This is a genomic window from Streptomyces lomondensis (assembly GCF_014651035.1).
In the GTDB taxonomy this organism is placed as follows: Bacteria; Actinomycetota; Actinomycetes; order Streptomycetales; family Streptomycetaceae; genus Streptomyces; species Streptomyces lomondensis.
The window spans coordinates 104,178-118,761 of the sequence record NZ_BMWC01000007.1 but is presented as its reverse complement, the minus strand read 5'-3'; the positions used below and the strand labels follow the sequence as shown (position 1 = coordinate 118,761).

Sequence of the window (14,584 nt, the reverse complement as noted above, 5' to 3'; positions counted from 1 at the left end):
GAGGATCCGTGGACCTGTCCCTGTCGACCGAGACCATGGGCGATCGCACGATCGTCAGGGTCGGTGGCGAAATCGACGTATATACCGCGCCCAAGCTGCGCGAGCAGTTGGTCGAGCTGGTGAACGACGGCAGTTTCCACCTTGTCGTCGACATGGAGGGCGTGGACTTCCTCGACTCCACCGGGCTCGGCGTGCTGGTCGGCGGCCTGAAGCGCGTGCGGGCCCATGAGGGCTCCCTGCGCCTGGTCTGCAACCAGGAGCGCATTCTGAAGATCTTCCGCATCACCGGCCTCACCAAGGTGTTCCCGATCCACACCTCGGTCGAGGAAGCGGTAGCGGCCACCGACTGAGACCGGCCCGGGCCTGCGGGCCCGGGCCGGCCGCAGTGCGGCAGAGAAGTTCGGCAGAAGTGAAGACCGAGGGGGCCCGGGCTTTTGGCGGCCCGGTGCCTCCCGACAGCACGCCCGTAGTTGCGAGGGGGATGCATGGCCACCGTTGAGCTCCGCTTCAGCGCGCTGCCCGAGCACGTCAGGACCGCCCGGCTGGTGGCGGCAGCGGTGGCGCGCAGGGCCGGAGTGGACGAGGCCGTCCTCGACGAGGTCAGGCTCGCCGTCGGCGAGGCGTGCACCCGGGCCGTCGGACTGCATCAGACGGGCGGGATCTCGGCACCGGTGAAGGTGCTGCTGATCGAGGAGGAGAAACAGTTCTCCATCGAGGTCGGCGACGAGGCCCCGCACGCGGTCCCCGGCGAGCGCGGGCCCGGCGCCGGGCCCGGTGACCCCGACGGGGAGGCCGACGAGGACGAGATGGGCCTCGCGGTCATCAGCGGCCTCGTCGACGACGTCGAGGTCAGCGCGGGAGAGCACGGCGGGTCGATCAAGATGACTTGGCCGACCACGCCGCCGACGATCCTGGCCTGACCGGCCACCGCGCACACCGTTTCTCCGAAGGGCCCCACCCGTGGGGCCCTTCGCCATGTGCGGGTGTCAGTGCTCGCCTTTACAGTAGTTCCTGTGCCGTTCATCGCGTGAATTCGTTCACGATCATTCGCGTGCTCCACGGCAGTCCCAGAATGCTTTCAGGGCATTACCTCAGAAGGCCAATTCCGTTTATCGCGCTCTGTTTTGATCAGGTTCCGGTACCTACAATCCCGTCCACATCTTGAGCTCAGCCCAAGCGTCAAGGAGGACGAATGGCGGGGCTTTCCAACTCAGTACAGTCGGGCCATCCCACAGACCTCGCAGCCGCCGTACTGACCGATGGCAACCGCGTTCTCGTGGTGGTCATCGCAGTCGTCGCGCTGGCGGCGCTCGCGGTCGCGGGCGTCCTGGTGCGCCAGGTACTCGCGGCCGGCGAGGGCACCGACAGCATGAAGAAGATCGCGGCGGCGGTCCAGGAAGGCGCGAACGCCTATCTGGCACGTCAGCTGCGCACGCTCGGCGTATTCGCCGTGGTCGTGTTCTTCCTGCTCATGCTGCTGCCCGCGGACGACTGGAATCAGCGTGTCGGACGGTCGGTGTTCTTTCTGATCGGAGCGGCGTTCTCGGCGGCCACCGGCTATATCGGCATGTGGCTCGCCGTGCGCAGCAATGTGCGTGTCGCCGCGGCGGCGCGTGAAGCGACCCCGGCGGCAGGCGAGCCGGAAAAAGATCTGACCACCGTCTCGCACAAAGCGATGAAGATCGCATTTCGCACAGGCGGCGTGGTCGGCATGTTCACGGTGGGCCTCGGCCTGCTCGGTGCCTCCTGCGTGGTGCTGGTGTACGCGGCCGACGCGCCGAAGGTGCTGGAGGGTTTCGGTCTCGGGGCCGCGCTGATCGCGATGTTCATGCGGGTCGGCGGCGGCATCTTCACCAAGGCCGCCGACGTCGGCGCCGACCTGGTCGGCAAGGTCGAGCAGGGCATTCCGGAGGACGACCCGCGCAATGCCGCGACCATCGCCGACAACGTGGGCGACAACGTCGGCGACTGCGCGGGCATGGCGGCCGACCTCTTCGAGTCGTACGCAGTGACCCTGGTCGCCGCGCTGATCCTCGGCTCGGCCGCCTTCGGCGACGCCGGGCTCGGCTTCCCGCTGCTGGTGCCGGCGATCGGTGTGATCACGGCGATGATCGGCATCTTCGCGGTCGCGCCGAGGCGCGCCGACCGCAGCGGCATGAGCGCCATCAACCGCGGGTTCTTCATCTCCGCGGTGATCTCGCTCGTGCTGGTGGCGGTGGCCGTCTTCGTCTACCTGCCCGGGAAGTACTCCGAACTCGACGGCGTCACCGACGCGGCGATCACGGGCAAGGACGGCGACCCGCGGATCCTCGCGCTCGTCGCGGTGGCCATCGGCATCGTGCTCGCCGCCGTGATCCAGCAACTGACCGGCTACTTCACGGAGACGACCCGCCGACCCGTGAGGGACATCGGCAAGACCTCGCTGACCGGTCCGGCCACCGTCGTCCTCGCGGGTATCTCCGTCGGTCTCGAATCCGCCGTCTACACCGCCCTGTTGATCGGCCTCGGCGTGTACGGGGCGTTCCTGCTCGGCGGTACGTCGATCATGCTGGCGCTCTTCGCGGTGGCGCTGGCCGGCACCGGCCTGCTCACCACCGTCGGCGTGATCGTCGCGATGGACACCTTCGGGCCGGTCTCCGACAACGCGCAGGGCATCGCGGAGATGTCCGGCGACGTCGAGGGCGCGGGCGCGCAGGTGCTCACCAACCTGGACGCGGTCGGCAACACCACCAAGGCGATCACCAAGGGCATCGCGATCGCCACGGCCGTGCTCGCGGCGGCGGCGCTGTTCGGGTCGTACCGCGACGCGATCATCACCGGCGCACGGGACGTGGGCGAGCAGTTGTCCGGGCCGGGAGCGCCGATGAGTCTGATGATGGACATCTCGCAGCCCAACAACCTCGTGGGTCTCATCGCGGGCGCGGCGGTCGTCTTCCTCTTCTCGGGGCTGGCGATCAACGCCGTGTCGCGCTCGGCGGGTTCCGTGGTCTTCGAGGTGCGACGGCAGTTCCGGGAGCGGCCCGGGATCATGGACTACAGCGAGAAACCGGAGTACGGCAAGGTCGTCGACATCTGTACGAAGGACGCCCTCAGGGAACTCGCCACCCCCGGTCTGCTCGCGGTGATGGCGCCCATCTTCATCGGGTTCACGCTCGGCGTCGGAGCGCTCGGCGCGTTCCTCGCGGGCGCGATCGGTGCGGGCACGCTGATGGCGGTGTTCCTCGCCAACTCCGGTGGCGCGTGGGACAACGCCAAGAAGCTCGTCGAGGACGGCCACCACGGCGGCAAGGGCAGCGAGGCCCATGCGGCGACCGTCATCGGCGACACCGTCGGCGACCCCTTCAAGGACACCGCCGGTCCCGCGATCAACCCACTGCTCAAGGTCATGAACCTGGTGTCGCTGCTCATCGCGCCCGCGGTGATCAAGTTCTCGTACGGCGCCGACAAGAGCATCGGGATGCGGATCCTGATCGCAGTCGTCGCGTTCCTCGTGATCGTCGGCGCGGTGTACGTGTCGAAGCGGCGCGGGATCGCCATGGGTGACGAAGACAACGTCGAGCCGAAGCCCAAGTCGGCCGATCCGGCGGTCGTTTCGTAGGGAGGTCCTCCGAGCCCCAGCTCAAGGTGCGGGCGGTCGGCGCGCGTTGACGCGTCGCCCGCCCGCTCTTGCGTGTACACGACCTCGCCGTGAGCCTTCTCTCGCTTGGTGCAAAAGGTTACGAAAAGGTCTTAATAGACGTTCGGCGTGCGGTTGCCGTGCATCTGGCGTGTATGTTCCGGGGCCGAGAGCCATGGAAGGGACCAAACCGGTGAACAAGAAGCTCGCGGCCGCACTGTCCGGCGGTGCGGTACTGGTACTGGCGCTGTCGGGCTGCGGCGGCGACGACAACGAGAAGCTGGACTCCTGGGCCAAGCAGGTCTGTGACGCCGTACAGCCGCAGGCCAAGAAGATCGAGTCGGCCAATGCCGCGATCCAGAAGGAGACCTCGGACAACAGCACGCCGGAGGACGTCCAGAAGACCGACGCGCAGGCCTTCCAGGACATGTCCGACGCCTACAAGGCGATCGGGGCCGCGGTGACCAAGGCCGGGGCGCCCGACGTCGAGAACGGCGAGAAGAAGCAGCAGGACGCGGTCAAGGAGCTCAACTCGATCTCCACGTCCTACGCCTCCCTGAAGAAGCAGGTCGACGGGCTGGACACGAAGGACCAAGGGAAGTTCGCCGACGGCCTCAAGGACATCGCCACCGAGCTGGACAAGCTGAGCAAGAGCGGCAACGACGCGCTCCGGAACCTGGAGGAGGGCGAGGTCGGCCAGGCGATGGCCCGGCAGTCGAGCTGCAAGGCGGCCACGGCGTCGGCGGGAGCGACGCAGAGCTGAGCGGCCGAGCGGACCGAAGGGACTCCTGAGGCAAGGGCGACTCTTGAGCCGGGGGTGACTGCTGAGCCGGGCGGCAGGGACGCACGCGATACCCGGCACGGGCACGTGCGATCCCCGTGCCGGCGGCCACAATGGGGGCGTGAGTAACGCCAGCCAGTCACCCCTGTCCCCGCTGCCCTCCGCCGACCGCCCCGAGGTCGCCGCCCGGCTCCGCGACGCTCTGCTCGCGGCCTCCTTCACGGCCGACGGACTGCTCGAACTGCTCGGCGCCCCCGCGTACGCGGCGCTCGCCCGGAGCGAGACCGTGCCCGCACTCCGGGCGACCCGCGGGGACACGCCCCTGGAGATGCTCGTCCGGCTGTTCCTGCTCCAGCAGCCCGTGCCGCACGCGCGCGTGGCCGACGTCCTGCCCGTCGACGCCTGCCTGGAGAGCGGCTGGCTGGTCCGCGCCGGCGACGACGAGCTCGCCGCCACGGTGGACGTGCGGCCGTACGGCGGGCCCGGCGGCGAGGACTGGTTCATCGTGTCGGACCTGGGCTGCGCCGTCGGCGGCGCCGGCGGCATCGGCCGGCGCGACGAAGGAGTCGTCCTCGGGGTCGGCGGCGCCTCCACGACCCTCGCCGGCATCACCGTCCGTACGCCCGTCGCCGCCGCGCTCGACCTCGGCACCGGCTCCGGCATCCAGGCCCTGCACGCCACGCAGCACGCCACGCGCGTGACGGCCACCGACCTCAACCCGCGCGCCCTGCACATCACCGCGCTCACGCTGGCGCTGTCCGGCGCCCCGGCCGCCGATCTGCGCGAGGGCTCCCTCTTCGCGCCGGTCCGGGACGACGAGACGTACGACCTGATCGTCTCGAACCCGCCGTTCGTGATCTCGCCCGGTGCCCGGCTCACCTACCGCGACGGCGGGATGGGCGGGGACGATCTGTGCCGCACGCTCGTTCAGGAGGCGGGGGAGCGGCTGAACGCGGGCGGGTTCGCGCAGTTCCTCGCCAACTGGGAGCACGTGGAAGGGGAGGACTGGCAGGACCGGCTCAGGTCATGGGTGCCCCGCGGCTGCGACGCGTGGATCGTGCAGCGCGAGGTCCAGGACGTCAACCAGTACGCCGAGCTGTGGCTGCGGGACGCGGGCGACCACCGCGGCGACGTGGCGGAGTACCAGGCGCGGTACGACGCGTGGCTCAACGAGTTCGAGGCGCGCAAGGTGAAGGCCGTCGGCTTCGGCTGGATCACCCTGCGCAGGACGGGCGCCGCCGTGCCCGCCCTCACGGTGGAGGAATGGCCGCATCCGGTCGAGCAGCCGCTCGGCGACACCATCCGCAACCACTTCGACCGGCTCGACTACCTGCGCGAGCGCGACGACGCCGCCCTGCTCGAAGGGCACTTCCGGCTGGCCGACGAGATCGTGCAGGAGCAGGTCGGGCTGCCCGGCGCGGAGGACCCCGAGCATGTCGTGCTGCGCCAGAACCGCGGCATGCGCCGGGCGACCCGGGTGGACACGGTCGGCGCGGGCTTCGCGGGCGTGTGCGACGGCACGATGACCGCCGGCCGCATCCTCGACGCCATCGCCCAGCTGATCGGCGAGGACCCGGTGCTGCTGCGCGACCGCACACCGGCGCAGATCCGGCTGCTGGTGGAGCAGGGGTTCCTGGAGCCGGCCGGCTGAGAGCCCGGGGAGTATCCCGCGAGGAGCCGAGGAGCCGAGGCGGCCGAGGAGGTCCCGTCGAGGAGGTCCGGCAAAAAATTCGAGTCGATTTGAACACCTCGTCCGAAAGGATCCGTGAGGGGCCGGACGTCCTTGATCCGCATCCGTGTCGCCCTGGCGTTCACCTCGGGTTCGCCTGCCCGCCGCCCGCGCGTGTCAGCCTCCCGGGGCTGGGGAGTCGTGGACGGGAGAAGAGGGGCACGGCGGGTCATGGAGAGCGAACCGGCGATCTTCGCGGGAGCGGTGTTCTCCCTGTTCGGAGGCGGACTGCTGGTGTGGACCGTGACGCGCGTGCGCCAGCACCGGCCCGTCGCCCACGGTGTGAGGCCGGTCGCATCGGCGACCCTCGCGAGCATCGCCGCGGTGCTCGCCCTGGCGGCCGGAACGTGGTGCTTCACCCGCCTGTGAGGCCCGAGTCGGCGACGCGCCTGCCCGTGACCGGGAAGTCGCGCTCCGCACAGGACGGGACGTACTCCGGGAACTCCGGGCGGCAGGATTGGTGGTAGTCGGGTTACCGTTCGAGTGGCCGTTGCGGGCTTTTCCCGTTTGACACGGGGGCGGGCTGTACCGTCACACTCCGCAGCGTCACCACGACCCAGCCCCGGTAGCGACTCCGGGGAGGCCCCAGCGTCGACCGGAGAGAAGAGCGAAGTTGTCCCCGACCAGCGAGACCGCGAACGGCGGCCGCCGACTCGTCATCGTCGAGTCGCCTGCCAAGGCGAAGACGATCAAGGGCTATCTCGGGCCCGGATACACCGTCGAGGCGAGCGTCGGGCACATCCGCGACCTTCCCAACGGCGCCGCCGAGGTGCCCGAGAAGTACACCGGCGAGGTCCGCCGCCTCGGTGTGGACGTCGACCATGACTTCCAGCCGATCTATGTGGTCAACGCCGACAAGAAGGCGCAGGTCAAGAAGCTCAAGGACCTGCTGAAGGACTCCGACGAGCTCTTCCTCGCCACCGATGAGGACCGCGAGGGCGAGGCCATCGCCTGGCACCTCCAGGAGGTCCTCAAGCCCAAGGTCCCGGTCAAGCGGATGGTCTTCCACGAGATCACCAAGGCCGCGATCCAGGCCGCCGTGGCCAACCCGCGCCAGCTCAACCAGAAGCTCGTCGACGCGCAGGAGACCCGCCGCATCCTCGACCGCCTCTACGGCTACGAGGTCTCGCCGGTCCTGTGGAAGAAGGTCATGCCGCGGCTGTCCGCGGGCCGTGTCCAGTCGGTCGCGACCCGACTCGTCGTGGAGCGGGAACGCGAGCGCATCGCCTTTCGTTCTGCTGAGTACTGGGACCTGACGGGCACCTTCGCGACCGGCCGCGCGGGTGACGCGTCGGACCCGTCGTCGCTGGTCGCGCGCCTCCAGACCGTCGACGGCAGGCGGGTCGCGCAGGGCCGCGACTTCGACTCCCTGGGACAACTGAAGAGCGCGAACACCCTCCACCTCGACGAGGCGAACGCCCGCGCCCTGGCCGCCGCCCTGGAGCAGACGCGGTTCGCCGTCCGCTCCGTCGAGTCCAAGCCCTACCGCCGCTCGCCGTACGCCCCGTTCCGTACGACGACGCTTCAGCAGGAGGCCAGCCGCAAGCTCGGCTTCGGCGCGAAGGCGACGATGCAGATCGCGCAGAAGCTGTACGAGAACGGCTACATCACGTACATGCGTACGGACTCCACGACCCTGAGCGACACGGCGGTCGCCGCCGCCCGCGCCCAGGTCACGCAGCTGTACGGCGCCGACTACCTGCCGCCGCAGCCGAGGACGTACGCCGCGAAGGTCAAGAACGCGCAGGAGGCCCACGAGGCGATCCGACCCTCGGGTGATCGTTTCCGCACTCCCGCCGAGACCGGACTGACCGGCGACCAGTTCAGGCTCTACGAGCTGATCTGGAAGCGGACCGTCGCCTCCCAGATGAAGGACGCGACCGGCAACAGCGTCACGGTGAAGATCGGCGGCACCGCCTCCGACGGCCGGGACGTCGAGTTCAGCGCATCCGGCAAGACGATCACCTTCCACGGCTTCCTGAAGGCCTACGTCGAGGGCGCCGACGACCCGAACGCCGAGCTGGACGACCGCGAGCGCCGGCTGCCCCAGGTCAACGAGGGCGACGCCCTGAGCGCCGAGGGGATCACGGTCGACGGGCACGCCACCAAGCCCCCGGCCCGCTACACCGAGGCCTCCCTGGTCAAGGAGCTGGAAGAGCGCGAGATCGGCCGCCCGTCGACGTACGCGTCGATCATCGGCACGATCCTGGACCGCGGCTATGTGTTCAAGAAGGGCACGGCACTCGTCCCGTCCTTCCTGTCCTTCGCCGTGGTCAACCTCCTGGAGAAGCACTTCGGGCGGCTCGTCGACTACGGCTTCACCGCCAAGATGGAGGACGACCTCGACCGCATCGCCCGCGGCGAGGCCCAGGCCGTGCCGTGGCTGAAGCGGTTCTACTTCGGCGAGGGCTCGCACAACGGCGGCGCCGCCGAGGCCGGCAACGGCGACGGGGACCACCTCGGTGGCCTCAAGGAGCTCGTGACCGACCTGGGCGCCATCGACGCGCGCGAGGTGTCGTCGTTCCCGGTGGGCAACGACATCGTGCTGCGCGTCGGGCGCTACGGCCCCTACATCGAGCGCGGCGAGAAGGACACCGAGCAGCACCAGCGCGCCGACATCCCGGACGACCTCGCGCCGGACGAGCTGTCGGTGGAGCTGGCCGAGGAACTGCTGGCCAAGCCCAGCGGCGACTTCGAGCTGGGCACCGACCCGGCCACCGGACACACGATCGTCGCCAAGGACGGCCGCTACGGCCCGTATGTGACGGAGATCCTCCCCGAGGGCACCCCGAAGACCGGCAAGAACGCCGTCAAGCCGCGCACGGCCTCGCTGTTCAAGTCGATGTCGCTCGACACGGTGACGCTGGACGAGGCGCTCAAGCTGATGTCGCTGCCGCGCGTCGTCGGCACGGACGCCGAGGGCCAGGAGATCACCGCGCAGAACGGCCGGTACGGCCCGTACCTGAAGAAGGGCACGGACTCGCGCTCGCTCCAGTCCGAGGAGCAGCTTTTCACGATCACGCTGGAGGAGGCGCTGGCGATCTACGCCCAGCCCAAGCAGCGTGGCCGGGCCGCCGCCAAGCCGCCGCTGAAGGAACTGGGCACCGACCCCGTCAGCGAGAAGCCGGTCGTCGTCAAGGACGGCCGCTTCGGGCCGTATGTCACCGACGGCGAGACCAACGCGACCCTGCGCTCCGGTGACAGCGTCGAGACGATCACCCCGGAGCGCGGCTTCGAGCTGCTCGCCGAGAAGCGCGCGAAGGCCCCGGCCAAGAAGACCGCGAAGAAGGCGACGGCCAAGAAGGCCCCGGCGAAGAAGGCGGCGACGGCGGCCAAGAAGACCGCGGCGAAGAAGACCACGACCGCGAAGAAGACCACGACCGCGAAGAAGGCGACGGCCAAGAAGGCCACCACCGCGAAGAAGGCGGCCGCCAAGACGGCGACCGCCTCCCCGTCGGCGGAGGACTGAGGCCCGTTCAGGTCCCCGCTGACCTGTTCGTGACCTGCTGAGGACCCGTTGCGGGCCCGGGCCGTCAAGGTCCGGGTCTTCGCCAAGGGTTCGGAAAGCGAACGCCCCGGCAACACTTCGGTGTCGGGGCGTGCGCATGCCAGGCCGGGCATCCCAGGGTGTCGGTGGCTCCCGATAGGCTGAATGCATGACGCGAGCCGAGCATCCAACGGCCCCTCAGCCGGCCCCCGACGACGCCCTGGTCGCGGACTCCCGCGAGCGCGCCGTCCGCGCCCTGCTGCGCCGCCCGCAGCTGAAGCGGTTGTGGAGCGCACAGCTCGTGGGAGGCGTGGGAGACACCCTCGCGCTCCTCGTGCTGGTCGTCCTCGCCCTCCAGGCGTCCATCGCCGAGGGCGCGTTCGGGGGCGGCTACCGGGGCGTGGCGTTCGCAGTGGCGACCGTTTTCGGGGTGCGCATCCTCGCGACGCTCCTCTTCGGCGCCGTGCTCCTCGGCCCGCTCACCGCGCTCACCTCCCAGGACGGCCCGCTCGACCGCCGCTGGACCATGGTCGGCGCGGACGGGCTGCGCGCCGCGCTGCTCATCGTCGCGCCCCTGTGGATCGACTGGACGCCCGAGGACGCGCTGGCCGTCCTCCTCGTCACGGCCTTCGTGACCGGTGTCGCCGAGCGGTTCTGGACGGTGTGCCGCGAGAGCGCGGCGCCCGCCCTGCTGCCCGCCCCGCCGCCGGAGGGCGCGACGGTCCGGCCGCTGCCGGACCACATGGACGCCCTGCGCCGGCTGTCGCTGCGCACGGGCTTCGTGGCGATCCCCCTCGCGGCCGTCGCGCTCGTCGTCGCGAGCCTGTTCAACAACCTGCTGGGCGCCGGCATCGACTGGTTCGCCCAGCACCAGGCGGCCCTCGCCTCGTATGTCGCGGCCGGGCTGTTCGCCGCGTCCCTGTCCGTGCTGACCTTCCTGGACCTGCCCGGCACGCGCACCCCGCGCGCGCGGTCGCCGCTGGAGGGCCTGCGCCGCCCTAAGACCGCCGCCGGCCCCGACAAGGGCCGCACCGGCGCGATGCCGCTGCTGGTGCCGGCCTGCGCGGCCGTCGCCGCCGCGGTGTCGGCCGCCGTCGCGGTGGCCGTGCTGCACGCCAAGGACCTGGGCGGCGGCCCGGTGCTGTACGGGCTGTTCGTGGGCGCGCTGACCGGCGGTGTCGTCGTCGGCATCCGTACGGCGCCCCGCCTGCTGCCCGCCCTGTCGCGCCGCCGGCTGCTCGCGCTGGCGATCGCCTTCACGGGGGTCGCGCTGCTGGCCGGCGGTCTGGTGCCGGACGTCACCAGCGTGCTGCTGATCCTCGCGCTGGCCGGTGTCGGCGCGGGCATGTCCGCCAACATCGGGCACACCCTGCTCGACCAGGAGACCGAGGAGTACCGGCGGCCCCGTACGACGGAGCACCTGCACGCGGTCGTGCGCGTCTGCGTGGCGCTCGGCGCGGTGATCGCCCCGCTGGTGGCGGCGGGCATCGGACCGCACCGGCTGGAGAGCGGCAAGTTCGTCTTCGCCCACGGCGGCGCGGCCTTCACGCTGATGCTGGCCGGCGCGCTGCTGCTGCCGGTGGCCGTGCTGGTGCTGGCCAAGGTCGACGACCGCTCCGGCGTGCCCCTGCGGCAGGACCTGAAGGACGCGCTGCTCGGCGGCGACGACCCGGAGCAGGCGCCCGCCGCCTCCGGCTTCTTCATCGCCCTGGAGGGCGGCGACGGGGCCGGCAAGTCCACGCAGGCCGAGGCGCTCGCCGAGTGGATCCGCGCCAAGGGCCACGAGGTCGTGCTGACGCGTGAGCCGGGGGCGACGCCGGTGGGCAAGCGGCTGCGGTCGATCCTGCTGGACGTGTCGAGCGCGGGTCTGTCCCACCGCGCGGAGGCGCTGCTGTACGCGGCCGACCGGGCCGAGCACATCGACACCGTCGTACGGCCCGCCCTGGAGCGCGGCGCCGTCGTCATCTCCGACCGGTACATCGACTCCTCCGTGGCCTACCAGGGGGCGGGCCGCGACCTGTCGCCGACCGAGATCGCCCGGATCAACCGCTGGGCGACGAACGGACTCGTGCCGCATCTGACCGTGCTGCTGGACGTCGCGCCGGAGACCGCGCGGGAGCGGTTCACCGAGGCGCCGGACCGGCTGGAGTCGGAGCCCGCCGAGTTCCACGCGCGTGTGCGGGCCGGTTTCCTCACCCTGGCCGCAGCCGACGCCGGGCGGTATCTGGTGGTGGACGCCGGCCAGGAGCCCGAAGCCGTCACGACCGTCATCCGGCACCGGCTCGACCAGGTGCTGCCGCTGTCCGAGGCCGAGATCAAGGCCCGCGAGGAGGCCCGGAAGAAGGCCGAGGAGGAGGCCCGCCGCAAGGCCGAGGAAGAGGCCGCCCGCAAGGCCGAGGAGGAGCGCCTGGAGCGCGAGCGCCAGGAGCAGCTGGCCAAGCTGCGCGCCGAGGAGGAGGAGCGCAAGCGCCGCGAGCTGGAGGAGGCGCAGCGCCGCGAGGCCGAACGGCAGGCGGAGGAGGCCCGGCGCCGGGCCGAGGAAGCGCGGAAGAAGGCCGAGGAGGAGCGGGCGCGGCTCCTCGCGGAGGAGAAGGCCCGGGCCGAGGAGGAGGCCCGCCGCAAGGCCGAGGAGGAGCGGCGCCGCAAGCAGGCCGAGGAGGAGGCCCGGCTGCGTGCCGAGGCCGAGGCGCTCCGCCTGGAGAAGCAGCGCAAGGCCGAGGAGGCGCTGCTGCGCGCCGAGGAGGCGCGGCGGCTCGCGGAGGCGGCGGCCGCGGCCGCCGAGGCTGGACCGAAGAGGTCCGTCCCGCGGGGCACCTCCGGTCCGGCGGCGGCTCAGGACGCGGCGACCGTGCCCACGCCCGTGGTGACACCGGGTGGTGCGGGAGACGACACGACCGTGCTGCGCCCGGTGCGCGACGAGGAGCAGGGCCCGGGCCGGACCTCCGGCGGGTCCGATGCCGAGGTGACGGCCGAGCTGCCGAAGCCGCCGGTTCCGCCGGGGGCGGGAGCCGGGGAGGAGACCGAGGTGCCGCCGCCGGTTCGCCCCGCGTCCGGGCCCGGGGCCGGGTCCAGGTCCGAGGACGAGACCGAGATGCTGCCCCAGGTGCCCTCCGGGGCGGGTGACGAGACGGCTGTGCTGCCGCCCGTCCGGCCTGGTGACGCCGAGGAGACGGCGGTTCTGCCGCCCGTCCGGCCCGGTGACGCCGAGGAGACGGCCGTGCTGCCGCCCGTACGCGGCGACGAACCGGCGGACCGGGTGCCGCCCGGCTACTTCCGGGACGACGCCCCGGCCGCCCGGCCCGACGGCACCGAGGACCGCACGCGTGAGCTGCCCCAGGTCGACGCCGAGGGGACGCCCCGCCGCCGGCGGTCCGACTGGGCCGAGGAGACGCCGCTGGACGACCTGCCCTCGCTGGCGGACGAGCTGCTCGGACCGCACGAGGACGAGCCGGACGAGGGGCGAGGGCGCCGGGGGAGGGGCGGCCGGGGCCGCTGAGGCCTCCGGCGTGGACCGGGCCCGGGCCGCCGGCGCAGGAGCCGGGCCGCCTGGGAGCCCCGGCCCCGCTCCGCCCGGGGCGCCCGTGAGGTCAGGCGTCGGAGGGCGTTGTCAGTGGTCGCCCCCACAATGGATCTCGCAACGCAGAACGTGACGGAAGGGCGGCGTGACCCATGACCGTATGGGACGACCTCGTCGGGCAGGAGAGGGTGAGCGAGCAGCTGGACGCTGCCGCCCGGGACGCCGACGCCCTGGTCACCGCGGCCGCGGCCGACGCTCCCCCGCCCGAGGCGTCGAGGATGACGCACGCGTGGCTGTTCACGGGCCCGCCCGGGGCCGGGCGGAACCAGGCAGCGCGGGCGTTCGCCGCGGCGCTCCAGTGCGTCAGCCCGGACCGCGCGCTCGGCGGAGCCCCGGGCTGCGGCTTCTGCGACGGATGCCACACGGCCCTGGTCGGCACGCACGCCGACGTCACCACCGTCGCCGCGGTCGGCACGCAGATCCTCGCCGACGACATGCGCGACACGGTCCGCAAGTCGTTCACCTCGCCGGCGAACGGCCGCTGGCAGATCATCCTCGTCGAGGACGCCGAGCGGCTGAACGAGAAGTCGGCCAACGCCGTCCTCAAGGCCGTGGAGGAGCCCGCCCCCCGCACGGTCTGGCTGCTGTGCGCCCCCTCCATCGAGGACGTCCTGCCGACCATCCGCTCCCGCTGCCGCCACCTGAACCTGAGCACGCCGTCGGTCGACGCCGTCGCCGACATGCTCGTCCGCCGCGAGGGCATCGAGCCGGAGGTCGCCGCCGCGGCGGCCCGCGCGACCCAGGGCCATGTCGACCGGGCGCGCCGCCTGGCCACCGACCCGGCCGCGCGCGAGCGCCGTGCCGCCGTGCTGCGGCTGCCGCTGCGCGTCGAGGACATCGGCGGTGCGCTCAAGGCCGCCCAGGAGCTCGTCGACGCGGCCGCCGAGGACGCCAAGCAGCTCGCGGAGGAGACGGACACCAAGGAGACCGAGGAACTGAAGGCCGCCCTCGGCGCGTCCCAGGGCGGCCGCATGCCGCGCGGCACGGCGGGCGTGATGAAGGACCTGGAGGACAAGCAGAAGCGCCGCAGAACGCGCACGCAGCGTGACAGCCTCGACCTCGCCCTGACCGACCTCACGGCCTTCTACCGCGATGTCCTCGCCCTCCAGCTCGGCTCCCGCGTGGCCATCGCCAACGCGGACGCCGAGGACGCCCTGGAGCGTCTCGCCCGCGGTAGCTCCCCGGAGTCCACGCTCCGCCGCATCGAGGCCATCGCCGCCTGCCGCGACGCCCTCGACCGCAATGTGGCCCCGCTGCTCGCGGTGGAGGCGATGACGATGGCGCTCAGAGCGGGCTGACCGGAGCGGGCTGAGAGGACGGGCGGACGCCTCCACGAGGGGGACGGGGCGTTGACGCCGTAACTCGTCCGAGGCACGACACGCACGCACGGCACC

General features: G+C 71.7%; 9 protein-coding genes. All 9 read left to right on the top strand.

What is annotated here, in order from left to right; translation table 11 throughout:
• The first annotated feature begins 8 nt into the window (after nt 1-8).
• The 9 genes from bldG to IE255_RS23535 all read left to right on the top strand — a co-directional run bounded on the left by bldG (nt 9) and on the right by IE255_RS23535 (nt 14,488).
• Nucleotides 9-350 (top strand): anti-sigma factor antagonist BldG, encoded by a 342-nt coding sequence (gene bldG / locus IE255_RS23575; RefSeq protein WP_003991900.1) that lies wholly within the window; start codon nt 9-11, stop codon nt 348-350.
• 135 nt (nt 351-485) lie between these two features.
• On the top strand, nt 486-920 hold the full coding sequence (locus IE255_RS23570) for an ATP-binding protein (protein ID WP_190052368.1): 435 nt from the start codon (nt 486-488) through the stop codon (nt 918-920).
• Between the two features lie 272 nt (nt 921-1,192).
• Complete coding sequence (locus IE255_RS23565) at nt 1,193-3,598, top strand: sodium-translocating pyrophosphatase (protein ID WP_190052367.1); 2,406 nt, start codon at nt 1,193-1,195, stop codon at nt 3,596-3,598.
• A gap of 193 nt (nt 3,599-3,791) precedes the next feature.
• Nucleotides 3,792-4,379 (top strand): small secreted protein, encoded by a 588-nt coding sequence (locus IE255_RS23560; RefSeq protein WP_190052366.1) that lies wholly within the window; start codon nt 3,792-3,794, stop codon nt 4,377-4,379.
• 139 nt (nt 4,380-4,518) lie between these two features.
• Entirely contained in the window at nt 4,519-6,048 is a 1,530-nt protein-coding gene (locus IE255_RS23555; protein WP_190052365.1) for a DUF7059 domain-containing protein, read from the top strand.
• 249 nt (nt 6,049-6,297) lie between these two features.
• Entirely contained in the window at nt 6,298-6,495 is a 198-nt protein-coding gene (locus tag IE255_RS23550; RefSeq protein ID WP_190052364.1) for a hypothetical protein, read from the top strand.
• 244 nt (nt 6,496-6,739) lie between these two features.
• Complete coding sequence (gene topA / locus IE255_RS23545) at nt 6,740-9,595, top strand: type I DNA topoisomerase (RefSeq protein WP_190052363.1); 2,856 nt, start codon at nt 6,740-6,742, stop codon at nt 9,593-9,595.
• 187 nt (nt 9,596-9,782) lie between these two features.
• Nucleotides 9,783-13,109, top strand: a complete 3,327-nt coding sequence (tmk, locus tag IE255_RS23540; RefSeq protein ID WP_190052362.1) for a dTMP kinase — start codon at nt 9,783-9,785, stop codon at nt 13,107-13,109.
• 173 nt (nt 13,110-13,282) lie between these two features.
• Nucleotides 13,283-14,488, top strand: a complete 1,206-nt coding sequence (locus IE255_RS23535; RefSeq protein ID WP_190052361.1) for a DNA polymerase III subunit delta' — start codon at nt 13,283-13,285, stop codon at nt 14,486-14,488.
• Nucleotides 14,489-14,584 lie beyond the last annotated feature (96 nt).